At 73.2% G+C, this 22,759-nt stretch carries 24 protein-coding genes and 1 riboswitch; of the genes, 10 read left to right on the top strand and 14 right to left on the bottom strand.

Annotation, left to right across the window (positions count from 1 at the left end):
* The first annotated feature begins 144 nt into the window (after window positions 1-144).
* Both IG88_RS0124480 and IG88_RS0124475 read left to right on the top strand, forming a co-directional pair.
* A complete protein-coding gene (locus tag IG88_RS0124480) occupies window positions 145-834 on the top strand; it encodes a hypothetical protein (protein ID WP_031045129.1) in 690 nt (229 codons plus the stop codon).
* Between the two features lie 10 nt (window positions 835-844).
* Entirely contained in the window at window positions 845-1,912 is a 1,068-nt protein-coding gene (locus IG88_RS0124475) for a GNAT family N-acetyltransferase (RefSeq protein ID WP_107452290.1), read from the top strand.
* Here IG88_RS0124475 and IG88_RS0124470 read toward each other — a convergent pair.
* A complete protein-coding gene (locus IG88_RS0124470; protein WP_031045126.1) occupies window positions 1,894-2,208 on the bottom strand; it encodes a DUF4031 domain-containing protein in 315 nt (104 codons plus the stop codon). The genes IG88_RS0124475 and IG88_RS0124470 overlap by 19 nt on opposite strands.
* Before the next feature lie 10 nt (window positions 2,209-2,218).
* Window positions 2,219-2,599: a hypothetical protein gene (locus IG88_RS0124465; protein ID WP_031045124.1), complete on the bottom strand. Its 381-nt coding sequence runs from the start codon at window positions 2,597-2,599 to the stop codon at window positions 2,219-2,221.
* Window positions 2,600-2,666: 67 nt separating this feature from the next.
* Between IG88_RS0124465 and IG88_RS0124460 the strand changes: the two genes are divergently transcribed.
* The 4 genes from IG88_RS0124460 to IG88_RS0124445 all read left to right on the top strand — a co-directional run bounded on the left by IG88_RS0124460 (window position 2,667) and on the right by IG88_RS0124445 (window position 6,007).
* Entirely contained in the window at window positions 2,667-3,617 is a 951-nt protein-coding gene (locus IG88_RS0124460) for a MurR/RpiR family transcriptional regulator (RefSeq protein ID WP_031045122.1), read from the top strand.
* A 134-nt stretch (window positions 3,618-3,751) separates the two neighbouring features.
* Entirely contained in the window at window positions 3,752-4,687 is a 936-nt protein-coding gene (gene murQ, locus IG88_RS0124455; RefSeq protein WP_031045120.1) for an N-acetylmuramic acid 6-phosphate etherase, read from the top strand.
* A gap of 39 nt (window positions 4,688-4,726) precedes the next feature.
* Entirely contained in the window at window positions 4,727-5,296 is a 570-nt protein-coding gene (locus tag IG88_RS0124450) for a hypothetical protein (RefSeq protein ID WP_031045115.1), read from the top strand.
* A gap of 114 nt (window positions 5,297-5,410) precedes the next feature.
* Complete coding sequence (locus IG88_RS0124445; protein WP_031045112.1) at window positions 5,411-6,007, top strand: TetR/AcrR family transcriptional regulator; 597 nt, start codon at window positions 5,411-5,413, stop codon at window positions 6,005-6,007.
* Between the two features lie 19 nt (window positions 6,008-6,026).
* On the opposite strand, the gene IG88_RS0124440 is transcribed toward IG88_RS0124445, so the two are convergent.
* From IG88_RS0124440 to thrC, 7 genes are all read right to left on the bottom strand, one after another.
* Entirely contained in the window at window positions 6,027-6,374 is a 348-nt protein-coding gene (locus IG88_RS0124440; protein WP_031045109.1) for a hypothetical protein, read from the bottom strand.
* Window positions 6,371-7,915, bottom strand: coding sequence for a carboxylesterase/lipase family protein (locus IG88_RS0124435; RefSeq protein WP_031045107.1), 1,545 nt, complete (start codon window positions 7,913-7,915; stop codon window positions 6,371-6,373). Before IG88_RS0124435 ends, IG88_RS0124440 begins: the two co-directional genes overlap by 4 nt.
* A gap of 33 nt (window positions 7,916-7,948) precedes the next feature.
* Entirely contained in the window at window positions 7,949-9,079 is a 1,131-nt protein-coding gene (locus IG88_RS0124430) for an NADH:flavin oxidoreductase (protein WP_031045104.1), read from the bottom strand.
* 231 nt (window positions 9,080-9,310) lie between these two features.
* Window positions 9,311-10,936, bottom strand: coding sequence for a chaperonin GroEL (groL, locus tag IG88_RS0124425; RefSeq protein WP_030399380.1), 1,626 nt, complete (start codon window positions 10,934-10,936; stop codon window positions 9,311-9,313).
* A gap of 313 nt (window positions 10,937-11,249) precedes the next feature.
* On the bottom strand, window positions 11,250-11,453 hold the full coding sequence (locus tag IG88_RS0124420; RefSeq protein ID WP_004929928.1) for a cold-shock protein: 204 nt from the start codon (window positions 11,451-11,453) through the stop codon (window positions 11,250-11,252).
* A gap of 431 nt (window positions 11,454-11,884) precedes the next feature.
* Window positions 11,885-12,160, bottom strand: coding sequence for a MoaD/ThiS family protein (locus IG88_RS0124415; protein ID WP_031045100.1), 276 nt, complete (start codon window positions 12,158-12,160; stop codon window positions 11,885-11,887).
* A 116-nt stretch (window positions 12,161-12,276) separates the two neighbouring features.
* Complete coding sequence (gene thrC / locus IG88_RS0124410; protein WP_031045097.1) at window positions 12,277-13,569, bottom strand: threonine synthase; 1,293 nt, start codon at window positions 13,567-13,569, stop codon at window positions 12,277-12,279.
* A gap of 17 nt (window positions 13,570-13,586) precedes the next feature.
* Window positions 13,587-13,734: riboswitch (SAM riboswitch) on the bottom strand.
* Window positions 13,735-13,875: 141 nt separating this feature from the next.
* Here thrC and IG88_RS0124405 point away from each other — a divergent pair.
* Window positions 13,876-14,820, top strand: coding sequence for a glucosyl-3-phosphoglycerate synthase (locus tag IG88_RS0124405; RefSeq protein WP_031045094.1), 945 nt, complete (start codon window positions 13,876-13,878; stop codon window positions 14,818-14,820).
* A 9-nt stretch (window positions 14,821-14,829) separates the two neighbouring features.
* On the opposite strand, the gene IG88_RS0124400 is transcribed toward IG88_RS0124405, so the two are convergent.
* Window positions 14,830-15,573, bottom strand: coding sequence for a hypothetical protein (locus tag IG88_RS0124400; protein ID WP_324609008.1), 744 nt, complete (start codon window positions 15,571-15,573; stop codon window positions 14,830-14,832).
* Between the two features lie 151 nt (window positions 15,574-15,724).
* On the opposite strand from IG88_RS0124400, the gene IG88_RS0124395 reads away from it, so the two are divergent.
* The gene (locus IG88_RS0124395; protein ID WP_031045088.1) at window positions 15,725-17,113 is read left to right on the top strand and encodes an alpha,alpha-trehalose-phosphate synthase (UDP-forming); all 1,389 of its coding nucleotides are present in this window, start codon (window positions 15,725-15,727) and stop codon (window positions 17,111-17,113) included.
* Window positions 17,114-17,117: 4 nt separating this feature from the next.
* Here the strand turns inward: IG88_RS0124395 and IG88_RS0124390 are convergent, their stop codons facing one another.
* The 4 genes from IG88_RS0124390 to IG88_RS0124375 all read right to left on the bottom strand — a co-directional run bounded on the left by IG88_RS0124390 (window position 17,118) and on the right by IG88_RS0124375 (window position 20,370).
* On the bottom strand, window positions 17,118-17,603 hold the full coding sequence (locus tag IG88_RS0124390; RefSeq protein WP_031045083.1) for a hypothetical protein: 486 nt from the start codon (window positions 17,601-17,603) through the stop codon (window positions 17,118-17,120).
* 138 nt (window positions 17,604-17,741) lie between these two features.
* Window positions 17,742-18,614 (bottom strand): trehalose-phosphatase, encoded by an 873-nt coding sequence (otsB, locus tag IG88_RS0124385; RefSeq protein WP_031045080.1) that lies wholly within the window; start codon window positions 18,612-18,614, stop codon window positions 17,742-17,744.
* A 266-nt stretch (window positions 18,615-18,880) separates the two neighbouring features.
* Window positions 18,881-19,114, bottom strand: coding sequence for a DUF3263 domain-containing protein (locus IG88_RS0124380; RefSeq protein ID WP_030399388.1), 234 nt, complete (start codon window positions 19,112-19,114; stop codon window positions 18,881-18,883).
* A gap of 38 nt (window positions 19,115-19,152) precedes the next feature.
* Window positions 19,153-20,370 carry an extracellular solute-binding protein gene (locus tag IG88_RS0124375; RefSeq protein WP_199807497.1) on the bottom strand — a complete coding sequence of 406 codons (1,218 nt, stop codon included), beginning with the start codon at window positions 20,368-20,370 and terminating at the stop codon, window positions 19,153-19,155.
* Between the two features lie 147 nt (window positions 20,371-20,517).
* Between IG88_RS0124375 and IG88_RS0124370 the strand changes: the two genes are divergently transcribed.
* Both IG88_RS0124370 and nagA read left to right on the top strand, forming a co-directional pair.
* Window positions 20,518-21,555, top strand: a complete 1,038-nt coding sequence (locus IG88_RS0124370) for an ROK family protein (protein WP_267884666.1) — start codon at window positions 20,518-20,520, stop codon at window positions 21,553-21,555.
* A gap of 7 nt (window positions 21,556-21,562) precedes the next feature.
* Window positions 21,563-22,708, top strand: coding sequence for an N-acetylglucosamine-6-phosphate deacetylase (gene nagA, locus IG88_RS0124365; protein ID WP_031045074.1), 1,146 nt, complete (start codon window positions 21,563-21,565; stop codon window positions 22,706-22,708).
* Window positions 22,709-22,759: the final 51 nt, after the last annotated feature.

The following is a 22,759-nucleotide window of genomic DNA, read 5'->3' as shown; positions in this document are numbered from 1 at the left end:
GGCTCCCGCCCGGCCCGACCGGCCGGGACGTCCACACGGTGGTTCCTCGTGGTGGTTCCACATGGGGGTTCCATGAAGGTTCCCCATGGCCGTTCCACCTGACGGTTAGAAGCTATCACGAACATTATCTGGGAGAATGCGCCCATGGCCGCCCTCACCGAACCCGCCGGTCCCGCCGCCCTCGACGCCCTGCGCGCCCGCTTCGCCCGCGCCCTGGAAGGGGCCCGCGGGCCGGGCGGCGGCCCGGATCCGCTGCCGTACGCCGACAACCTGCTCGCCCGCTGGCAGGAACCCCAGCGGCGCTACCACACCCTGGCCCACCTGACCGCCGTCCTGGACCACGTCGACGTCCTGGCGGAGCACGCCGAGGACGCGGACGTCGTACGCCTGGCCGCCTGGTTCCACGACGCCGTCTACCTGCCCGACCGGTCGGAGAACGAGGAGCGCTCCGCCCGGCTCGCCGAGCGCGCGCTGCCCGAGGCCGGGGTTCCGGCGGCGAAGACGGCCGAGGTGGCCCGGCTGGTCCGGCTCACCGTCACCCATGCCCCGGCCCCCGACGACCGCGACGGACAGGTGCTGTGCGACGCGGACCTGGCGATCCTCGCGTCGCCGCCGTCGGCGTACGCGGCGTACACGGCGGCCGTCCGGGAGGAGTACCACTTCGTCCCGAACGAGGCGTTCCGTGGTGGCCGGTCCGCGATCCTGCGCCAACTCCTCGGTCTGGACGCCCTGTTCCACACCCCGCACGGGCGGCGGGAGTGGGAGGCGACCGCCCGCCACAACCTCACCGGGGAGCTGGAAATGCTGTCGCTGCCGGACACGCCGGAGGGCTAGCCTGCCCGGCATGCGAAGCATGGGCGGGGAACAGGTGGAGGAGGCCGTCGCGGGCGCCGTGGCGCTGCTGCGGACGGCGACGGACCGGGACTGGCGCGCGACGCGGGCCGGACGGCTGGAGTGGGACTGCCGGTACACGGCGGAGCACATCGCGAGCGACCTCATCGCCTACGCCGGTCAACTGGCCGGACGCGCCACCGAGGCGTACGTCCCGTTCGAGATCACCCTCGACGAGGGCACCGGCAACGACGACGTCCTCCAGGTGATCGAGACGACCGGCGCCCTGCTCGCCGCCACCGTCCGCACCACCCCGCGCGAGGTGCGGGCCTTCCACCCGTACCCCTTCCGCAGCGCGGACCGCGAGGGCTTCGCCGCGATGGGCGTCACCGAGGTGTTCCTGCACACCCACGACATCGCCGAGGGCCTCGGGCTGGCCTACGCACCGCCCGCCGAGGCGTGCGCGGACCTCCTCGCCCGGCTCTTCCCGCACGTCCGGCCGGGCACCGACCCCTGGCGCACCCTGCTGTGGGCCACCGGCCGCGGCGACCTGCCCGGACGCGCCCCGGTCACCGAGTGGCGCTGGCGCAACAACCTGGTGATCCCCGCCGAACGGCTCACCCTCCAGGGCGTCACCCCCGCCGCCGCCACCGACCTCGCCGCGGGCGGGGACGGCGGCTTCACGTGGGTCGGCAGCGGGCCCTTCCAGGGCACCCGGGACGCCGCCGGGATGCTGCTGAAGGCGTACGAGGCGGGTACGCACCGGCCGGAGTGGGGCGTCTTCGCGCTCGTGCGGAAGGAGGACGGCCGGGCGGTCGGCGCCATGGGCTTCCACGGCCCGCCGGACGAGGACGGCCGGGCCGAGATCGGCTACGACCTCGCCGAGGACGGCCGCGGCCGGGGGTACGCCACCGAGGCGCTGCGCGCGCTGTCGGCATGGCCGCCCGCGCGGCAGGACGGCACCACGCTCCTGGCGAAGATCGACCGGACGAACATACGCTCGCAGGCCGTCGTCACCCGGGCCGGCTACCGCCTGACCGCCGAGGACGGGGAACTGCTCACCTACGAGCTGCGCGACTGAGACCGGGCACGGGGGCGCGATTCGGACCCGGCGCCGGTGGAGCCCTTGCGCCGGCGCAGTCCGGCCGCGTGCAGCAGCCGCACCACCTCGCGGCTGCCGACCTCCAGCGCGCCGGCCGACACCGCGTCGGCGTACCGCTGGGCGGGCAGGTCGTAGTGGTCGCGCTCGAAGGCGCGGCGCGGAACGCCCAGGGCCGCGGCGAAGGCGTGCAGTTCGGCGTAGGAGACGTCGCTGACCAGGTGCGACCACAGGCGTCCGTGGCCCGGCCAGGTCGGGGGATCGATGTAGACGGTCACCGGAGGGTCCTCACGAGGCGGTGCCGCCGGTGGCCGCACCCAGCGAGCCGACCGCCGCGACTTTCACGCCGGCCTTGCCGCACACCCAGTGCGGGTCGGGCCCCAGCTCGGGTTCGACGTCCAGCGCGTGCGGGTCGCCGGAGCCGCACACCGGGCACAGCGGCCAGCGGCCGTACCGCTCCAGCAGGGCGTCCTGCACGTCCTGCGCCACCAGCCCCGCCACGAACTCCGCGCCCTCGGGCCACTGCTCGACCCACCATCGCCGCTGCACGACGGACTCCTCGACCAGCGAGACGACGTCCGGCTCGGCGACCTCGCCCGCCACCAGGTCGGCGAGCACGAGGGCGCGTGCGGCGTGCAACGCCTGCTCCAGGGAGCTGATGGGGTTCATACACCCATTGTGCGCACTCTTGACCCGCGAGCCGAAGCGAAAATATCTTTCATGAGTGACCGATGAAGTGAAGGAAACTTTCGCCCCCCTCGCCGGGGGCCGCCGCGCCACCGGCGGTGGCGGCGCGCCGCCCGCGCCCGCCGCCCTCGCGGCCAAGGTCCGCACCCTGGCGCCGTCGATGACGCGGTCCATGCAGCGGGTCGCCGAGGCGGTCGCGGGCGACCCGGCCGGCTGCGCGGCCCTCACGGTCACCGGCCTGGCCGAGCTGACCGGCACCAGCGAGGCCACCGTCGTGCGCACCGCCCGGCTGCTCGGCTACCCCGGCTACCGCGACCTGCGCCTCGCACTGGCCGGGCTCGCCGCCCAGCAGCAGTCCGGCCGCGCGCCCGCCATCACCACCGACATCGCGGTCGACGACCCGATCGCCGACGTGGTCGCCAAGCTGGCCTACGACGAGCAGCAGACCCTCGCGGACACCGCCGCCGGTCTCGACACCGTCCAGCTCGGCGCGGCCGTCGCCGCACTGGCCGCCGCCCGCCGCACCGACGTGTACGGCATCGGCGCCTCCGGCCTGGTCGCCCAGGACCTCACCCAGAAGATGCTGCGCATAGGGCTCATAGCCCACGCCCCGGGCGACACGCACCTCGCCGTCACCAACGCGGTGCAGTTGCGCGCCGGGGACGTGGCCCTGGCGATCACCCACTCCGGCTCGACGGGGGACGTGATCGAACCGCTGCGGGTCGCCTTCGAGCGCGGCGCGACGACCGTCGCGATCACCGGCCGCCCCGACGGCCCCGTCACCCAGTACGCCGACCACGTGCTGACCACGTCCACCGCGCGGGAGAGCGAGCTGCGGCCGGCGGCGATGTCCTCGCGGACCAGCCAGCTCCTGGTGGTGGACTGCCTGTTCGTGGGGGTGGCGCAGCGGATCTACGAATCGGCCGCGCCGGCTCTGGCGGCGTCCTACGAGGCGCTGGCGCATCGGCACGGGGCGCTCCGCGGGGACCGCGGCAGGTGATCGCCGTGCGCGACCGCGGGTTCGTCGCGGCCGGCCGCGCCCACGCGGCGGAGCCGCACACCGGCACAGCCCCGCGCCCCTCGGAGCCTCGCACCACCCGGCATCCACACGTCACCGGAAAGAGCCATACCCTCATGACCTCCACCCCCCATCACCCCGACCTGCGTTCCCAGTTGGAGACGTTGGCCACCGAGGCGTTCCGGCCCGAGCTGGCCGAGATCGACCGGATGTCCACGCTCGACATCGCGCGGCTGATGAACGGCGAGGACGCCGCCGTGCCCGCCGCCGTCGCCGAGCGGCTGCCCGAGATCTCCGCCGCCATCGACGCCGTGGCCGTCCGGATGGCGCGCGGCGGGCGGCTGGTCTACGCGGGCGCCGGTACGGCCGGCCGGCTCGGTGTGCTGGACGCCTCGGAGTGCCCGCCCACCTTCAACACCGCCCCCGGGCAGGTCGTCGGCCTGATCGCGGGCGGCCCGGACGCCATGGTCACCTCCGTCGAGGGCGCCGAGGACTCCCCGGAGCTGGCCCGCGCCGACCTGGACGCCCTCGCGCTGACCGCCGACGACACGGTGGTCGGCGTCTCCGCCTCCGGGCGCACCCCGTACGCGGTCGGCGCCGTCGGGTACGCCCGCTCGCTCGGGGCGCTGACCGTGGGCCTCGCCTGCAACCGGGGCAGTGCGCTGGCCGCCGCCGCCGAGCACGGCATCGAGGTGGTGACCGGGCCCGAGCTGCTCACCGGGTCCACCCGGCTGAAGGCGGGCACGTCGCAGAAGCTGGTCCTGAACATGCTGTCGACGATCACCATGATCCGGCTCGGCAAGACGTACGGGAACCTGATGGTCGACGTCCGCGCCTCCAACGAGAAGCTGCGGGCCCGCTCGCGCCGCATCGTCGCGCTCGCCACCGGCGCCGCCGACGACGAGATCGAGCGCGCCCTGACGGCGACCGGCGGCGAGGTCAAGCACGCGATCCTGGTCCTGCTGGCCGACGTGGACGGACCGACGGCCGCGCGCCTCCTCCAGGAGGCCGACGGGCACCTGCGGGCGGCCCTGGCGGCGGCGCACGGCTGACCGTCCGGGCCGTCGGCGCGGTGTGCGATTCTGAGGAACATGAACCACGCCCAGCTGACCGCCCTGGGCCGCGCCCTGCGCCTCCTCGGTGAGCACGGCGAGGCCCTGACCGCCGACACGCCCGAGGCCAAGCTGCACGAGGTCCGCGCGGACCTGAAGCGCGCGCTGGACCAGTTGGAGGAGGGCGTCACCTCGACGGCCCCCAGCACGCGCTGCCCGGAGCATCCGAACGGGCCGGTCGACAAGGCCGCCCCCGACCTGTGCCTGCTGTGCGAGACCCGCCGCCGCACGGCCCGCCGCGCCGAGTACGGCGGCGGGCCGGTGCCGTCCCGCCCCGCCGAGCCGGTCCAGTCCCGGTACGGCGTGCGGGGCGACCGGCCGCAGCCCCAGCAGCGCTGGCTGCCCGAGCTGTGGAACGGCCAGGCGTGGCAGCTCTGCGGCACCCCGCGCCGGGACCGCCGCGAGGCCGAGCTGTACGTCGCGGCCCAACTGCGCGGCCCGCACGCGGCGACGGCGTACCGGATCGTCCACGAGTTCACCGACTACGAGGTCCTGCGCGTGTGGGGCACACCGGTACGGGCGGACATCGAGCCGATGGGCGGCCTCTGAGCCGTCGGAACCGTCGCGCCATCACGACACTCCGGCCGTAGTACTCTGACCGCAGTGGTCTGGTCCCGGCGGCCTGACCGCAGTTGCCCGCGAGCGAACTGTCGGGAGACGAACATGGTGAGACGGAACGACCAGCGCCGCGCCGCCCTCGTCGACGCCGCGATCGAGGTGCTGGCCGCGCAGGGCGCCCGGGGGCTGACCTTCCGGGCGGTGGACACGGAGGCCGCCGTGCCGGCCGGTACCGCGTCCAACTACTTCGCGAACCGCGACGACCTGCTCACGCAGGCGGGCGCCCGGGTCTACGAGCGCCTGCACCCCGACGAGGCCACCCTCGCCCGCCATCGCACGGCCGACCGCGACCGGGACACGTACGTGCTGCTGATGCGCGAACTGGTCGACCGCATCGCCTCGTTCCGCACCGGCTACCTCGCCCTGCTGGAACTGCGGCTGGAGGCCACCCGGCGCCCCGGTCTGCGCGCGGTGCTGACCGACCGCATCCGCGAGGACGTCGCGGCCAACGTCGCCTACCACGAGGCATCCGGTCTTCCCGGCGACGCCATGGCCGTCAAGCTGCTCTACCTGGCCCTCAACTGGCTGGTCGTCGAACAGCTCACCCTGCCGGACGTGTTCACCCCGGCCGAGCGCGACGAGCTGGTGGCGGCGGCGGTCGAGCGGATCGTGACGGCGGACGGGGACCGGCAGCCCTCCTGAGCCCTCCCCGCCCGGTCCGTCAGGCGCGACGGCGTTTCGGGCCGAGGCGGCCGACGACCACGAGCACGCCCGTCGCGCCGTAGCCGAACCACAGGCCACCGGTCCGAAGGTCGCTGCTCCTGGCCTCCTCCTGCGCCTTCTTCTGCTGCTCGTAGGTCCGCGTGCCCGACGAGCGGCCGTCGGCGAAGTCGTACAGGTCGCACGTCTCGCCCGGCTTCATGGGACCGGAGCGCTCCGCGTCCCCGTACTCCTGGATGATGCCGTCGCACCGGGGCGTGCCGTCGGCGGTCGCCGCCGCGGCGAGGAAGTACCCGCCGACGACGACCGGGACGGCGAACAGGCCCAGCAGCAGTCCTCGCAGGCTCACGCCTTCGGGTCCACCAGCGGCAGCGGCGCGAACGCGTGGCCCTCCCACAGGCGCCGGGAGACCTCCTCCGGGTACGGCGCGACGGCCGGCTCCTCGTCGAAGACCCGTACGAGGCGCTGCCGCGTGTCGTACGCGGGCCAGCCCGGGTCGCCGGTGCGGGCGAACGCGGTCCAGGCGGCGCGGAACCGGGACGACAGGGCCAGCGCCTCCTCGGACGGCTCCGCGCCGCCGAACTGGAGCAGCGCCAGGTCGGCCTGGAAGGTGCCGAAGAGGAGGGGGATGTCCAGGGCGTGACAGGCGCCCAGGGCGCCGCCGAACCCCGGCGCGGGCCAGGTCAGTTCGTAGAAGTGGGCCCGGCCGCCGCCCGCGAGGTGGGCCTCGGCCAGGTGGAGGGAGGGCATCGCGAACAGCCAGTCGGTCTGGACCTGTTCGTAGAGTTCGTCGGCCGACGCCCCCGGGAACGCCGCACGGTAGGCCGCTTCGCCGCCCGGGGCGTACAGGCGCAGGGCGGCGCTCGCGCGGTCCTCGCCGATTCCGCCGCCGAGCTTGCCCGCCATCGCGGTGAACAGGCGGTTCTCGTCCCGGTTGTGACCGGTCATCAGGTCGACGTCGCGGGCCGCACCGGACGCCAGCGCCTGCCACGGGGTGACCGGCAGAATCTCGCCGTCCACGACGGGTGCGTACGGGGTGATCGTGGGCGCCGCCTGTCCCCAGCGGGCGACGTTGCCGGGCATCTTCGGGGCGAGGAGCTGGCCGGCCCTGACGAGTTCGCCGGGGGCCAGGTCCGAGAGGTCCGCGACGGTCGGGCTCAGGCCCACCTCCGCGGCCAGCTCCCTACCGATGTCCCGGGCGAGTTCCGGGGAGAAGAACGCGCCCGGCACGCTCTGGGCGACGGCCCGGTGGAACAGTCCGGCCGCGCGGGGCATCGCCAGCAGGGAGGCCACGGAACCGGCGCCCGCCGACTCGCCGAAGACGGTGACCCGGTCGGGGTCGCCGCCGAACGCGGCGATGTTGTCCTGCACCCAGACCAGCGCGGCCACCTGGTCGAGCAGCCCCCGGTTGGCGGGGGCGCCCTCGATGTGGGCGAAACCCTCCATGCCGACGCGGTAGTTGAGGGTGACGACGACGAGGTCGCCGTCGGCGGCGATGCGGCGGGCGTCGTAGGCGGGACTGCCGGAGTGGCCGAGCTTGTAGGCGCCGCCGTAGATCCAGACCATGACCGGGCGGCGCGCGGCCGGGTCGGGCTCGGGCGTCCAGACGTTGACCGTCAGCCAGTCGTCGCCCCCGGGGGCGTCCGGGGGACCGGCGGTGTCCGCGACGCCCAGGTCCTGCGGGGGCGGCGGGCCGAAGGCGTACGCGTCGCGTATGCCGTCCCAGGGGCGGGCGCGGCGGGGGGCGGCGAACCGGGCCTCCCCCACCGGGGGCTGGGCGAAGGGGATGCCGCGGAAGACGGACAGGCCGTCCTCCCGCCGGCCGCGCACCGCGCCGCCGGCGGTGCGCACCACGGGTTCCACTGACTCGACGGGTCCAGGAATCGTCATCCTCCGGACCCTACGCCGTGGTGCGCTCGGCCCTCAGCTCAGGGTCTTCAGCGACTCCGCGTCGTACGGGGCGAGTTCGCCGAAGCGGCCGGAGAGGACCTTCTCGGCCCACCGCGGGTCCTGGAGCAGGGCGCGGCCGACGGCGACGAGGTCGAACTCGTCGCGCTCCAGGCGGTCGAGGAGGTTGTCGAGGCCGCGGACGGAGGCGCCCTCGCCCTGGAAGGCCCTGTCGAAGTCGCCGTCGAGGCCGACCGAGCCGACGGTGATGGCGGTCTTGCCGGTGAGCTTCTTGGTCCAGCCGGCGAGGTTGAGGTCGGAGTCCTCGAACTCGGGGAGCCAGTAGCGGCGGGTGGAGGCGTGGAAGGCGTCGACACCGGCCGAGGCGAGCGGGGTGAGGATGGCCTCCAGCTCCTCGGGGGTCTCGGCGAGGCGGGCGTCGTAGGCGTCCTGCTTCCACTGCGAGTACCGGAAGATCACCGGGAATTCGGCGGAGACCGTCTCCCGTACTGCGGCCACGATCTCGGCGGCGAACCGCGTGCGGGCCACGGGGTCGCCGCCGTAGGCGTCGGTGCGGCGGTTGGTGCCGGCCCACAGGAACTGGTCGACGAGGTAGCCGTGGGCGCCGTGGATCTCCACGCCGTCGAAGCCGATGCGCTCGGCCGCCGCGGCGGCCTCGGCGAAGGCGCCGATGACGTCGTCCACGTCGCGCTGGGTCATCGCCGTGCCGGTGACCTCCTCCTCGCCGATGCGCAGGCCGGAGGGGCCGACGGCGGGGGCGTCCGGGTAGGGCTGCTGGCCGGCCTTGCGGACCATGCCGATGTGCCAGAGCTGGGGCACGATCGTGCCGCCCGCCGCGTGCACCGCCTCGGCGACCTTCGCCCATCCGGCGAGCTGCTCGTCGCCGTGGAAGCGCGGCACGCGGTCGCTCAGCCCGGCGGACTCGTGGCCGACGTAGGTGCCCTCGGTGACGATCAGTCCGACTCCGGCGGCGGCGCGGCGCGCGTAGTACGACACCACGTCCTCGCCGGGGACGCCGCCCGGGGAGAACATGCGGGTCATCGGGGCCATCGCGATGCGGTTCGGCACGGTGAGGCCGTTGATCACGGCGGGGCGGGCGAGGAGCTGGGCGGCGCGGGTGGCGGCCTCGGTGGGGGTGGCGGTCACGTGCGGACTCCCTGGGGTCGGTACCGGACGGTATGTGCGCGCGCATTCATCGCACTCCTGGGAGAACCGCCGGGCCCGGCCGGGTCATTCCGTCCGTGGCCGCCGGGCCGCCGTGACCCGGGCCACACCCGGCCTCGGGGGCGGTACGGAAACGCCCGAGGGCGGCACCCCCCTCTCGGGGAGTGCCGCCCTCGGTCCGTACGGGACGGCCGATCAACCGGAACCGGTCGATCAGAAGTCCATGTCACCGCCCGGCATGCCGCCCGGGGCGCCCGCCGGAGCGGCCTTCTCCGGCTTGTCGGCGATGACGGCCTCGGTGGTGAGGAACAGCGCGGCGATGGAGGCGGCGTTCTGCAGCGCGGAACGGGTCACCTTCGCCGGGTCGATGATGCCCTCGGCGATCATGTCGACGTACTCACCGGAGGCGGCGTTCAGGCCGTGGCCGACGGTCAGGTTGCGGACCTTCTCCACGACGACGCCGCCCTCGAGACCACCGTTGACGGCGATCTGCTTCAGCGGGGCCTCCAGGGCGAGCTTCACGGCGTTGGCGCCGGTCGCCTCGTCACCCGACAGCTCCAGCTTCTCGAAGACCTGGGAGGCCTGGAGCAGGGCCACGCCACCACCGGCGACGATGCCCTCCTCGACGGCCGCCTTCGCGTTGCGGACGGCGTCCTCGATGCGGTGCTTGCGCTCCTTGAGCTCGACCTCGGTGGCGGCACCGGCCTTGATGACGGCCACGCCGCCGGCCAGCTTCGCCAGGCGCTCCTGGAGCTTCTCGCGGTCGTAGTCCGAGTCGCTGTTCTCGATCTCGGCGCGGATCTGGTTGACGCGGCCCTGGACCTGGTCGGCCGAACCGGCGCCGTCCACGATCGTGGTCTCGTCCTTGGTGATGACGACCTTGCGCGCGCTGCCCAGCAGGTCCAGCGTGGCGTTCTCCAGCTTGAGGCCGACCTCCTCGGAGATGACCTCGCCGCCGGTGAGGATGGCGATGTCGCCGAGCATGGCCTTGCGGCGGTCGCCGAAGCCCGGGGCCTTGACGGCGACGGACTTGAAGGTGCCGCGGATCTTGTTGACGACCAGGGTCGACAGGGCCTCGCCCTCGACGTCCTCGGCGATGATCAGCAGCGGCTTGCCCGACTGCATGACCTTCTCCAGGAGCGGCAGCAGGTCCTTGACGTTGCCGATCTTGGAGTTGGCGATCAGGATGTACGGGTCGTCGAGCGACGCCTCCATACGCTCCATGTCGGTGGCGAAGTACGCCGAGATGTAGCCCTTGTCGAAGCGCATACCCTCGGTGAGCTCCAGCTCCAGACCGAAGGTCTGGGACTCCTCGACGGTGATGACGCCTTCCTTGCCGACCTTGTCCATGGCCTCGGCGATGAGCTCGCCGATCTGGGTGTCGGCGGCGGAGATGGAGGCCGTGGAGGCGATCTGCTCCTTGGTCTCGACATCCTTGGCCTGCTCGAGCAGGGCGGCGGAGACGGCCTCGACGGCCTTCTCGATACCGCGCTTGAGGGCCATCGGGTTGGCGCCGGCGGCGACGTTGCGCAGACCCTCCTTGACCAGGGCCTGGGCGAGGACGGTCGCGGTGGTCGTACCGTCACCGGCGACGTCGTCCGTCTTCTTGGCGACTTCCTTGACCAGCTCGGCGCCGATCTTCTCGTACGGGTCCTCGAGCTCGATCTCCTTGGCGATGGAGACACCATCGTTGGTGATCGTGGGGGCGCCCCACTTCTTCTCGAGGACGACGTTGCGGCCCTTGGGGCCGAGCGTCACCTTGACGGCGTCCGCGAGCTGGTTCATGCCGCGCTCGAGGCCGCGCCGCGCCTCCTCGTCGAACGCGATGATCTTGGCCATGTGAAGTGGTCCCTCCAGGACTGGGGGTGATTCCTTCGGACCGCGCCCGCGCCCGCGACGGACGGCTCGCCGGCCTTGTGGTTCCTTCCCCACCCGGCCCGCGGGCCTCACCGACCCGGTCCTTCGTTGTCACTCTCACCTTCAGAGTGCTAACGCCAATGATTAGCACTCGGCATGCCCGAGTGCAAGGTGCGCCCGCGAAGCGGGCTCGCCGAGGGGCGGTGGCCGGCCGGCGGCGGACAGGCCGAAGGGCCCGTACCCGGTGGGTACGGGCCCTTCGGACGAAGGCCGGGTGCTGCGGTGGCCGCGCGTCTCAGGCGCTGAGGCGAACCATGTCGGCCTGCGGGCCCTTCTGACCCTGCGAGATCTCGAACTCGACCCGCTGGCCTTCTTCGAGGGTGCGGTAGCCGTCCATCTGAATCGCGCTGTAGTGGACGAAAACATCCGCACCACCGTCGACCGCGATGAAGCCGTACCCCTTCTCCGCGTTGAACCACTTGACGGTGCCCTGAGCCATGCCTAACTCCCCTATTACTGGCCCTTGCACAGATCCGCACTTCGCGGACCCGGGTCAGACCTCACCCCCCACGACTGGGGGCGTGCGCCGGAACGCGTCGACCGCGGCTGAATGTATCTGTCCAACTGCCGTCTGCAACAGGTCAATCGGACGAGAAATCTGGACGCGCCCGGTCCGGAATGTAGCGAGAATTCGCCTGAATACGGGTCAAGTCGGGGCACGCAAAGGGAACAAAAGCCGCAGAACACGCTCGCACTTTGGCTGCTTCTTGTCGGGCGGGCGGCAGGAATTAACGGTTCCCGTTGTGCTGATCGGGAGCGCGTTCCCCAACTCTACCGCGCTCAATCCCATGGAATTGCCCCCTCCGTTTCTCTCACGGAGAGGGCAATACGCACTACAAGGTGTATCTGCGGCGGTCTGCGCCGCAGAGGTCAGCCGCCGGCGACCGCCGGGATGATCGAGACGCCCGCGCCGTCCGGCGTCGCGGTCTCCAGGCCCTGCTCGAAGCGGACGTCGTCGTCGTTGACGTAGACGTTGACGAAGCGGCGCAGCTTGCCCTGGTCGTCCAGGACGCGGGCGGCGATGCCGGTGTGGTTCTTCTCCAGGTCGGAGATGACCTCGCCGAGGTTGGCCCCCTCGGCGCTGACTTCGGCCCTGCCGCCGGTGTAGGTGCGCAGGATGGTCGGGATACGGACGGTGACGCTCACGTGGAACCTCCGGTCAGGTGTCTTGCCTGGGGGCGCGGGGCGGTTGTGCGGCCGCCGCCGCGCGGGCGCGGCCGGCCGCATGCGGTCCGCGGCCGAAGAACGAGGGAGCCGGGCCCCTAGGCGAGGCCGGCCGCGCGGAAGGAGTCGAGGCTGGGACGAATCGTGGCGGTGAGGCCGGTGCCGGCCACCGCGTCGAGGGTCTTGAGGCCGTCACCGGTGTTGAGGACGACCGTGGTGAGCGACGGGTCCAGCAGGCCGTTCTCGATCAGCTTCTTCGTCACGCCGACGGTCACGCCGCCCGCCGTCTCGGCGAAGATGCCCTCGGTGCGGGCGAGCAGCTTGATCGCGTCCACGACCTGCTCGTCGGTCACGTCCTCCACGGCGCCGCCGGTGCGGCGGGCGATGTCGAGGACGTAGGGGCCGTCCGCCGGGTTGCCGATGGCCAGGGACTTGGCGATGGTGTCCGGCTTCTGCGGGCGCACCACGTCGTGACCGGCCTTGTACGCCGTGGAGACCGGCGAGCAGCCCTCGGCCTGCGCGCCGAAGATCTTGTAGGGCCGGTCCTCGACCAGACCGAGCGCGATCAGCTCCTTGAGCCCCTTGTCGATCTTCGTGAGCTGGGAGCCGGAGGCGATCGGCACGACGAGCTGGTCGGGCAGCTTCCAGCCGAGCTGCTCGCAGATCTCGTACGCGAGCGTCTTGGAGCCCTCGGCGTAGTAGGGCCGCAGGTTGACGTTGACGAAGCCCCAGCCCTCGCCGGCCGGGTCGCCGATCAGCTCCGAGCAGAAGCGGTTCACGTCGTCGTAGTTGCCCTCGATGCCGACCAGCTCACCGCCGTAGACGGCGGCCATGACGACCTTGCCCTGCTCCAGGTCGTGCGGGATGAACACGCAGGAGCGGAAGCCGGCCCGGGCGGCGGCGGCGCCGACGGCACCGGCGAGGTTGCCGGTGGAGGAGCAGGACAGGGTGGTGAAGCCGAAGGCGCGGGCGGCCTCCAGCGCCTGGGCGACGACCCGGTCCTTGAAGGAGTGCGTCGGGTTGCCGGAGTCGTCCTTGACGTACAGGCCGCCGGTGACGCCCAGTTCGCGGGCGAGGTTGTCGGCCTGGACGAGCTTGGTCCAGCCCGGGTTGATGTTCGGCTTGGTCGCCACGTCGGCGGGGACGGGGAGCAGGGGGGCGTAGCGCCAGATGTTCGCGGGGCCCGCCTCGATCCGCTTGCGCAGCTCGTCGGCGTCGTAGGCGGAGAAGTCGTAGGCGATCTCGAGGGGGCCGAAACACTCCTCGCAGGCGAAGACCGGTCCGAGCGGGACCTTGTGGCCGCACTCCCGGCAGCTCAGGGCGGCGGCGGGGCCGAGGTCGACCGCGGGGTTCGTGGTGTTCGTGGCGGTTTCGGCAGTCTGCACAGCCATGGAGGCGAGGCCCTTTCTCCTCATCTTCCTCACGACGCATCTCGCCGTGAGACGGATTTGGCACCTTCCCTAGCCGGGAGCCTCGCCACGTCTGTGTGACAAGAACCGACTGGAGGGTTGCCGGGGCTTCATCGGGCCGTATCCCTCTGCCCCTCTGGATGAGCGGTATGCGGTTGTTGTTCGGTTGTGCGCGCGGCGACCCCGGCATGCGGTGGTCCCACGCGTTGTTCAAGACTGTAACCGACGGCCAGGACGGTTGAGATAGTCGTCCGTAAGGCGAGATGGATCACAAAGGAGCCACCGGACGTGCTGGAAGAAGTCGAGCGCTGGCTGAACGCGCGCTCCTGGTCCGCCGGGGACCGGCCGCTCCAGCACCTCCTGTCCGCGAAGCACGCCACCGGGCAGTCGGTCAGCGTGGTGCTCCCCGCCCTGGACGAGGAGGCGACGGTCGGCGACATCGTCACGGTGATCCGGCGGGAGCTGATGCTCCGGGTTCCGCTGGTCGACGAGATCGTGGTCGTGGACTCCGGCTCCAGCGACCGCACGGCGCAGGTCGCCGCGGCGGCGGGAGCGCGCGTCGAGCACCGGGACGCGATCCTCCCCCGCATCCCCGCCCTGCCGGGCAAGGGCGAGGTGCTGTGGCGGTCGTTGCTGGTCACCGGCGGGGACATCGTCTGCTTCGTCGACGCCGACCTGCGGGAGTTCTCCGCCGACTTCGTCTCCGGGATCGTGGGCCCGCTGCTCACCGACCCGGATGTGCACCTCGTCAAGGCCATGTACGACCGCCCGCTGGGCACGGCTCCCGGGCAGGGCGGCCGGGTCACGGAACTGGTGGCCCGTCCGCTGCTCAACATGCACTGGCCGCGGCTGGCCGGCTTCGTCCAGCCGCTGGGCGGCGAGTACGCGGCCCGCCGCTCCCTGCTGGAACGGCTGCCCTTCCCGGTCGGCTACGGCGTCGAGCTGGGCATGCTGGTCGACGCCCTGCACCTGGTGGGCCTGGACGCGCTCGCCCAGGTCGACGTCGGCGTCCGCGTCCACCGCCACCAGGACGGCCGGGCCCTGGGCCGGATGGCCGCCGCGATCTACCGGACCGCCCAGCTCCGCCTGGCCCGCGGCCACCTGGTCCGCCCGACGCTCACCCAGTTCGAGCGCGGCGCCGACGGCTTCGAGCCGCGCACCTACCCCGTGGACACCGAGGAGCGCCCGCCGATGACGGAGATCGCGGAGTACGCGGCCCGGAGGGTGGCCTGAGGGCCGGCCTCAGCCGGCAACGCCGTCCGACCAGCGCCACCTGCCGCCGGAGTCGCGCTCGCAGGTCAGGTACTCGCCGCCGCGGCCGTGGGTGCTCAGCCCGTGGTGCTTGTTGGCGCAGAACTGGCCGTCGGCGTAGCAGTTCCCGGCGGGGCTCTTCAGCTCGCACACCGCGCCGCCGCCTCCGCCGCCCCCGCTCGTGCCGCCGCCGGTGCTGCCGCCGCCGGTTCCGCCCGTGGCGCCGCCCGGGGCCTTCGTCGGCAACGGGGCCGGAGGCGGGGTGTGCAGCAGGCGCCCGGCGCAGTCGCGGCCGTCGCGGGGGACGGTGAAGGTCACGGCGCCGGGGCCGCCGCTCTGCTCGCAGACCTTCTCGTCGAGGCCCCAGGAGGAGGCCCGCCGTCCCGTGCCCTGGAGGAGCACGGTGTAGTCGACGTGCGCGCCCTTGGCGGCGAGGACGGCCGAGCCCATGGTGCGGCCGGTGAAGTCCTCCAGCGTCACGGCGGTCGGGGTCGGGGTGGGGGTCGGGGTGGGCGTCGCGGTCCCGGTGCCGGCCGCCGCCTCGGGGGTGGGGCTGTCGCTCGGCGTGGCGGTCGCGGTGGCCGCCGCAGGCGTCCTGTCCGCCTTCGTGCTCGCGCCGTCGCCGTCGCCGCCGTCGCCGCAGCCCGCCAGGGTCAGCGCGCAGGCCGCGATCAGTGCGGTCGCGGCGGCGAGTCCGCTCGTGCGCCGGTGTCGTGTACGTATGCGTGCGCGCATGGGCATGGTTCGCCCGCCCCCCAGAAGTTGAAATGTGCACCGCATATCCTCGGGCTTTTCACAGTTCCCACACAAGAGGCGTGACCGAATCGTCGTCGAGGTGACGCCGGGAAACGTTTGAGGTTCGTGGGGCCGGGCTAGGTTGAGGCGTATGGCTTCAAGCTTCGGTGCTGCTCAGGTGCTGGTCGCCTCCAACCGGGGGCCGGTCTCGTACGAGGTGCGGGAGGACGGGTCGCTGCACGCCAAACGGGGTGGTGGCGGGCTCGTGTCGGGACTGTCGGCCATCGGGCCCGACGCCGGCGCGCTGTGGGTGTGCTCGGCGCTCGGCGACGGCGACCGCGAGGCGATGCGGCGCGGGGTCGGCGAGGACGGCGTACGGATGCTGGACGTACCGGCCGACGTGCACGCGGACGCGTACAACGGGATCGCGAACTCGGTGCTGTGGTTCGTGCACCACATGCTGTACCAGACGCCCCTGGAGCCGGTCTTCGACGCGGAGTTCCGGCGGCAGTGGGCCTCCTACGAGGCGTACAACCGGGCCTTCGCCGAGGCCCTGGCCGAGGAGGCGGCCGAGGGCGCGGTCGCGATCGTGCAGGACTACCACCTGACGCTGGTGCCGGGGATGCTGCGCGAGCTGCGTCCGGACCTCAGGATCGGCCACTTCTCGCACACGCCGTGGGCCCCGGTGGACTACTTCCGGCTGCTGCCGGACGACATCGCCGAGCAGGTGCTGCGCGGGATGCTGGGCGCCGACCGGCTCGGGTTCCTCACCCGGCGCTGGGCCGACGCGTTCACCGCCTGCTGCGACGCCGTCGTGGGCGGGCTCGACGGCACGGAGATCGGCGTGCACGGGCTGGGCGCCGACGGGGACTTCCTGCGGAAGCGCTCGCACGAGGCCGACGTCGAGGAGCGGATGGCGGAGCTGCGGGCGGAGATCGGGGAGGGGCGCCGCACGATCGTGCGGGTGGACCGGACCGAACTGTCCAAGAACATCGTGCGGGGGCTGCTCGCCTACCGCGAGCTGCTGGCCGGGCGGCCCGAGTGGCGCGAGCGGGTCGTGCACGTCGCGTTCGCCTACCCCTCGCGGCAGGACCTCGCCGTGTACCGGGAGTACACCGCCGAGGTGCGGCGGGTCGCGGAGGCGGTCAACGAGGAGTTCGGCACGCCGGGGTGGACGCCGGTCGTGCTCAATCTGAAGGACGACTTCGCACGGTCGCTGGCGGCGTACCGGCTGGCGGACGTGGCGCTCGTCAACCCCGTCCGGGACGGGATGAACCTGGTCGCGAAGGAGGTGCCGGTCGTCTCCGACCAGGGGTGCGCGCTGGTGCTGTCGCGGGAGGCGGGGGCGTACGAGGAGCTGGGCGCGGACGCGGTGGTGGTGAACCCGTACGACGTGGTGGGCACGGCGGACGCGCTGCACGCGGCGCTCGGCCTGCCGGCGGGGGAACGGGCCGAGCGGTCGAAGCGGCTGGCGGCCGCCGGTACCGCGTTGCCCCCGGCGCGGTGGTTCCTGGAGCAGTTGGACGCGCTGCGCGGCTGACGGGCTACTCGGCCCGGACCGGCGGGCAGTGGCCGGTCTCCTCGCCGATCGAGTTGATCTCGGCGTTCGACCGCGGGTCGCCGGCGTAGTTCACCTGGTCCGTGCACTTCACCCCGTCCTGCTTCGGGGTGCCCGACGGGGTGCCGGCCGCCTGCGGCTCGGGGCAGGTGCCGGTCTCCTCGCCGATCGAGTTGATCTCGGCGTTCGACCGCGGGTCGCCGGCGTAGTCCATCCGGTCCGTGCACTTCTGTGCCTGGTCCGGCTTCGTCGCCTCCGGGGCGCGCGAGGACGTGCCGCCGGTGGCGCTCCCCCCGGGCGCGGACGCGTCGTCCCCGGCGGGGGAGTGCGCGGCGCTCGGCGCGCCGGCCGTGGGGGAGCCCGAGGCGAGGGCGTCGTAGGGGGCGGTGTCGCCGCCGTTGCCGCAGGCGGTGAGTGCCAGGCCGAGGGCCACGGCGGCGAGGGCGAGGATCGGGGTCTTGCGAGCGGACATGGCGGGTTCCTCCACGGTCTTGGGCCTCCCTGAGGGGCTCTACGACCTGCAAGAACGCGGGGCCGCCGGACCGGGTTGCCCCACCCGCGGGGTCCGGACACGTCTGTGACGGACGGGGGAACCGTCCGTGACGTTGTCTCAGGCCAGCCGGTGGGCGAGGGCCGCCAGGAGGGCGACCACCCCGGCGGGGCCGGGGACCTCGACGTCCGCGCGCTTGCGCAGTTCCGTCACCTCGTCGCTGGCGCTGCAGACCAGGAGCCCGGGGGTGCCCTCGGCGCGGAGGGCGTCGACCGCCGCGTAGGCCGGGAGGTCGCCGAGGTCGTCGCCGGCGAAGAGGACGCAGGCCGCGTCGAGGGAGTGGGCGTACGAGCGCAGCGCAGCGCCCTTGTCCATGCCGGGCGGGCGCAGTTCCAGGACCATGCGGCCGGGCTCGACGATCAGGCCGTGGCGCCGGGCCAGGTCGGCGAGCGGGGCGCGCAGGGCTTCGAAGGCGGCGTGCGGGTCGGGGGCGCGGCGGGTGTGGACGGCGACCGCGTGGCCCTTGTCCTCCGTCCAGGTGCCCCGGGCCGCGGCCCCGGAACGCTCCAGCAGCCCCGGCAGTTCGGCGCGGACGGCGGCGACGCCGGGGTGCGGTGCGGGGGTGTCGAGGGTCCCGGTGGCGGCGTCCCAGCGCTCGGCGCCGTAGTGGCCGAGGACGACGAGGTGGTCCAGGCCGGGGACGTCCGCGAAGCCGCCGTGGTGGACGGCGACCTCGGCGGGGCGGCCGGTGAGGACCGCGACGGAGGCGACCTTCGGGGCCAGGGCGGCGAGCGCCGGAACGGCCTCCGGGTGGGCGCGGGCCTGGTCGGGGTCGGGCACGATCGGGGCGAGCGTGCCGTCGAAGTCGAGCACGACCAGCGCACGGCCGGGGTCGGCGAGGAAGGCGTCGAGCCCTTCGCGTCCGGCGGCCGTCACGGGCGTCGGCAGGGAGTGTGGGGAGTCGTCTCGGGTGGAGTCCTGGTGGCTGCCCATACCGGGAACCTATCCCGCCGGAGCCGGCGGCACGCCTCGGACGCGTCCACGCCACGACGGCCGCGTCCCGCGCACCGGTGCCGCCCTGCCGCCCCTCCACCGGACCGTCCCGGCGGGTCGCACCACCGGGCGCACCCCACACGGACCGGCACGGGCTCCCCGCCCCCGTACCCACCCGGAGACACCGCCCCGGGACCGGCCGGTGCGGGTCGCCCTGCAGGTCGGCGTACGCGCGCCGGGGGCCGGTGACCCGTCGCGTGGGCGGGTCAGCGCTCCGCGCGGCGGGAGTCGCGTACGCGGCGCAGGCGGTTGACCGTGACCGGGTCGGCGGCCAGGGCGCGGGGGTCGTCCAGGAGGGCGTTGAGGAGCTGGTAGTAGCGGACGGGAGCCAGGCCCAGCTCCTCGCGGACGGCGCGCTCCTTGGCGCCGGGGCCGGAAAAGCCCCGGCGCTCCATCGCGAGGATGCTCAGCTCCCGCTCGGCCAGCTCACCCGGGTCCATGTACGGCACCGTAACGCCCGCCGCCGACAACGCGGCCGCTACCCCTCGCTGCCCGCCCGCATGGCCGCGGTCTGGATCTGGCCGAGGACCTCCTTGGGGCTGCCGCCCGGGGCGACCGCCTCGCCGATGTGCTTCTTGACGTCCGCGCTGACCGAGGCCCAGGAGGTCTTGCCGACCGGGTAGAGCTGGGAGAGCAGCAGTTCGTCCAGAAACGGCTTGAGCTTCCGGTCCTCCGCCGCCGCGCTCATGGTCCGCGAGGCGGAGGTGGTCACCGGCAGCAGGCCGTACTCGCGGGAGAAGTCGACGACGTTCTCCTCGCTGTAGACGTAGTCGAGGAAGTCGCCGATCTCGTCCTGGTGGCCGTTCTTCTTGAAGGCCGTCATCCAGTCGGTGACGCCGAGGGTGTTCCTGCTCTCGCCGTCGACGCCGGGGGTGGTCACCATGCCGTACTTCACCCCCTTGCCGGAGGCCGCCTTCATCAGCGAGGGGTGGCCGTTGAGCATGCCCACGTCGCCGTTGGCGAAGGCGTCGAAGGCGGCGGCGCGGTTGAGCTTGCCGGGGGCGACGGGGCCGGTGAGGCCCTTGCCGACCAGTTCGTCGCGCAGCCAGGTGAAGGTGGTGACGTTCTGCGGGGAGTCGACGGAGTAGGTGCCGACGTCGTCGGTGTAGCCGCCCCCGCCGCTGAGCATCCACTGCATCGTCTCGGCCGGCGCCTCCTCGGGCCCCAGCGGCAGGGCGTACGGGTACTTCACGCCCTCCTCCTCGAGCGCCCCGGCGGCCTTCGCGAGGTCGTCCCAGGACTTGGGCGGCCGGAGGCCGGCCTTGTCGAAGAGGGTCTTGTTGTAGAAGAGCACGCGCGTGGAGGCCGCGAAGGGCAGGCCGTACTGCACGTTGTTGACCTGGCCCGCGCCGGCCAGCTGGGAGACGAAGTCGGCCTGGACCGGTATGGAGAGGACGTCGTCGGCCCGGTAGAGCAGGCCCTCGGCCGCGTAGTCGGAGTAGGCGCCGATCTGCGCCATGTCGGGCGCCTTGCCCGCCTCGACCATCTCGCGGACCTTGCGGTCGACGTCGTTCCACGAGTAGACGGTGACGTCCACGTGCACGTCGGGGTTCTTCGCCTCGTAGGACTCGACCAGCGCGTCCCAGTACTTCTGGGAGCTGTTCTCCTTGCCGTCGCCGTAGTCGGCGGCGACCAGCTTCAGGGTCACCCCGTCCGAGTCGCCGGTCAGCCCGCAGCCGCCGAGGACCGCCGTCATGCCCAGTGCGGACACCACCGCGATCGTTCCTGTCCTACGCCGCCGCACCCTGAATCCCCAACCCTGCGTCTGTCCGCTTACCGGATTAAGGTCTACACCACGCGAGTGGACTAGACCTCTCCCGGGTCAACGGGCCACACTGTCCCCGTGAGACATGTCATCGCCCTCGATGTGGGCGGCACCGGGATGAAGGCCGCCCTGGCGGGACCTGGGGGCGAACTGCTGCACCAGGCCCGCCGGGCCACCGGTCGCGAGCGGGGCCCCGAGGCGGTCGTCGCGGGCATCCTCGACTTCGCCGCCGAGCTGCGTGCCTACGGTGCCGACCGCTTCGGCGAGCCGGCCCGTGCCGCCGGTGTCGCCGTGCCCGGCATCGTCGACGCCGAGCAGGGCGTCGCGGTGTACGCGGCCAACCTCGGCTGGCGCGACGTACCGCTGCGCGGGCTGCTCGGCGAGCGGCTCGGCGGCATCCCGGTCGCCCTCGGCCACGACGTGCGCACCGGCGGGCTCGCCGAGGGCCGGATCGGCGCCGGACAGGGCGCCGACCGGTTCCTGTTCGTGCCGCTGGGCACCGGGATCGCGGGCGCCATCGGCATCGACGGCCGGGTGGAGGCGGGCGCCCACGGCTTCGCGGGCGAGATCGGCCACGTCGTCGTGCGCCCGGGCGGCATCGCCTGCCCGTGCGGGCAGCGGGGCTGCCTGGAGCGGTTCGCGTCCGCGTCGGCGGTCAGCCAGGCGTGGGCCGAGGCCTGCGGCGACCCCGAGGCGGACGCCGCCGACTGCGCCAAGGCCGTCGAGTCGGGCGACGCCCGCGCGCTCGCCGTGTGGCGGGACGCCGTGGACGCGCTCGCCGACGGACTGGTCACCGCGCTCACCCTGCTGGACCCGCGGGTCCTGATCATCGGTGGCGGCCTCGCCGAGGCGGGGGAAACCTTGTTCACACCGCTGCGGGACGCCGTCCGGCGGCGCGTCACCTTCCAGAGGCTGCCGGAGATCGTCCCCGCCGCGCTCGGGGACACCGCCGGCTGCCTGGGTGCCGGGCTGATGGCCTGGGACCTGCTCGACACCGCTGCTCCGTCCGCCCGTGCCGACACGGCCACCACGACCGACACGGCCGCCACATCCGCTACGGCTCCCACGGCCGACCCGACTTCCACGGCTCCCACGGCCGTGACTCCCCGGAGGTAACCACCTGATGGCCCCAAGCAAGGTTCTCGCCGGTGCCCGGGTGGTGCTGCCCACCGGGACCGTGGACGACGGCCGCCTCGTCGTCGACGGCACGCGGATCGCGGACACGGCTCCACCGCAGGCCGAGGTCGTCGACCTGACGGGCCACTGGGTGGTGCCCGGCTTCGTCGACATCCACAACCACGGCGGCGGCGGCGCCTCCTTCGCCGGCGGCACCGCCGAGGAGATCCTCAAGGGCGTCGAGACCCACCGGCGGCACGGCACCACCACGGTGGTCGCCTCCGCCGTCACCGGTGAGCTGGACTTCCTCGCCCGGCACGCCGGGATGCTCGCCGAACTCGCGCAGCAGGGCGACATCGTTGGCATCCACTTCGAGGGGCCGTTCATCTCCCCCTGCCGCAAGGGCGCCCACGACGAGCAACTGCTGCGCCACCCGGACCCGGCCGAGGTCCGCAAGCTGATCGACGCGGCGCACGGCCACGCGAAGATGATGACCCTGGCGACGGAGCTGCCGGGCGGCCTGGACTCCGTACGGCTGCTCGTCGAGCACGGCGTGATCGCGGCCGTCGGCCACACCGACGCGACGTACGAGCAGACCGTGCAGGCCATCGACGCGGGCGCCACCGTCGCCACGCACCTCTTCAACGCCATGCCCCCGGTCGGCCACCGCGCCCCGGGCCCGATCACGGCGCTGCTGGAGGACGAGCGGATCACCGTCGAGCTGATCAACGACGGCACGCACCTGCACCCGGCCGCGCTGCAACTGGCCTTCCACCACGCGGGCGCCGCCCGGGTCGCCTTCATCACCGACGCGATGGACGCGGCCGGTTTCGGCGACGGCCGGTACCTGCTCGGCCCCCTGGAGGTCGAGGTCGCGGACGGCGTGGCCCGGCTGGTGGAGGGCGGCTCGATCGCGGGCTCCACGCTCACGCTGGACCGCGCCTTCAAGCGGGCGGTGACGGTGGACCGGCTGCCCGTCGGGGACGTCGTCGCGGCGATCTCCGCCAACCCGGCGCGGCTGCTCGGCCTGGACGACCGCGTCGGCTCCCTGGAGCCCGGCAAGGACGCCGACCTCGTGGTCCTGGACGACGCCTTCGACCTGGTGGGCGTGATGCGCCGGGGCGAATGGGTGGTCGATCCCCGACTGGGCTGATCCGTCCCCGGGTCCGCTGCCGGACCGGCCTCCCCGGGGACTGGGCCGACC

This window comes from Streptomyces sp. NRRL F-5650 (genome assembly GCF_000721365.1).
Taxonomy (GTDB): Bacteria; Actinomycetota; Actinomycetes; order Streptomycetales; family Streptomycetaceae; genus Streptomyces; species Streptomyces ardesiacus.
The sequence above is the reverse complement of the archived record's forward strand: the minus strand, read 5'-3'. Positions and strand labels throughout refer to the sequence as shown.

Bases quoted from the DNA above. Each gene is read 5' to 3' on its own strand.
- IG88_RS0124480 (WP_031045129.1), top strand. From the start codon at position 145: ATGGCCGCCCTCACCGAACCCGCCGGTCCCGCCGCCCTCGACGCCCTG.
- IG88_RS0124475 (WP_107452290.1), top strand. From the start codon at position 845: ATGCGAAGCATGGGCGGGGAACAGGTGGAGGAGGCCGTCGCGGGCGCC.
- IG88_RS0124465 (WP_031045124.1), bottom strand. From the start codon at position 2,599: ATGAACCCCATCAGCTCCCTGGAGCAGGCGTTGCACGCCGCACGCGCC.
- murQ (WP_031045120.1), top strand. From the start codon at position 3,752: ATGACCTCCACCCCCCATCACCCCGACCTGCGTTCCCAGTTGGAGACG.
- IG88_RS0124450 (WP_031045115.1), top strand. From the start codon at position 4,727: ATGAACCACGCCCAGCTGACCGCCCTGGGCCGCGCCCTGCGCCTCCTC.
- IG88_RS0124445 (WP_031045112.1), top strand. From the start codon at position 5,411: ATGGTGAGACGGAACGACCAGCGCCGCGCCGCCCTCGTCGACGCCGCG.
- IG88_RS0124435 (WP_031045107.1), bottom strand. From the start codon at position 7,915: ATGACGATTCCTGGACCCGTCGAGTCAGTGGAACCCGTGGTGCGCACC.
- groL (WP_030399380.1), bottom strand. From the start codon at position 10,936: ATGGCCAAGATCATCGCGTTCGACGAGGAGGCGCGGCGCGGCCTCGAG.
- IG88_RS0124420 (WP_004929928.1), bottom strand. From the start codon at position 11,453: ATGGCTCAGGGCACCGTCAAGTGGTTCAACGCGGAGAAGGGGTACGGC.
- thrC (WP_031045097.1), bottom strand. From the start codon at position 13,569: ATGGCTGTGCAGACTGCCGAAACCGCCACGAACACCACGAACCCCGCG.
- IG88_RS0124400 (WP_324609008.1), bottom strand. From the start codon at position 15,573: ATGCGCGCACGCATACGTACACGACACCGGCGCACGAGCGGACTCGCC.
- IG88_RS0124395 (WP_031045088.1), top strand. From the start codon at position 15,725: ATGGCTTCAAGCTTCGGTGCTGCTCAGGTGCTGGTCGCCTCCAACCGG.
- IG88_RS0124390 (WP_031045083.1), bottom strand. From the start codon at position 17,603: ATGTCCGCTCGCAAGACCCCGATCCTCGCCCTCGCCGCCGTGGCCCTC.
- otsB (WP_031045080.1), bottom strand. From the start codon at position 18,614: ATGGGCAGCCACCAGGACTCCACCCGAGACGACTCCCCACACTCCCTG.
- IG88_RS0124380 (WP_030399388.1), bottom strand. From the start codon at position 19,114: ATGGACCCGGGTGAGCTGGCCGAGCGGGAGCTGAGCATCCTCGCGATG.
- IG88_RS0124375 (WP_199807497.1), bottom strand. From the start codon at position 20,370: ATGACGGCGGTCCTCGGCGGCTGCGGGCTGACCGGCGACTCGGACGGG.
- nagA (WP_031045074.1), top strand. From the start codon at position 21,563: ATGGCCCCAAGCAAGGTTCTCGCCGGTGCCCGGGTGGTGCTGCCCACC.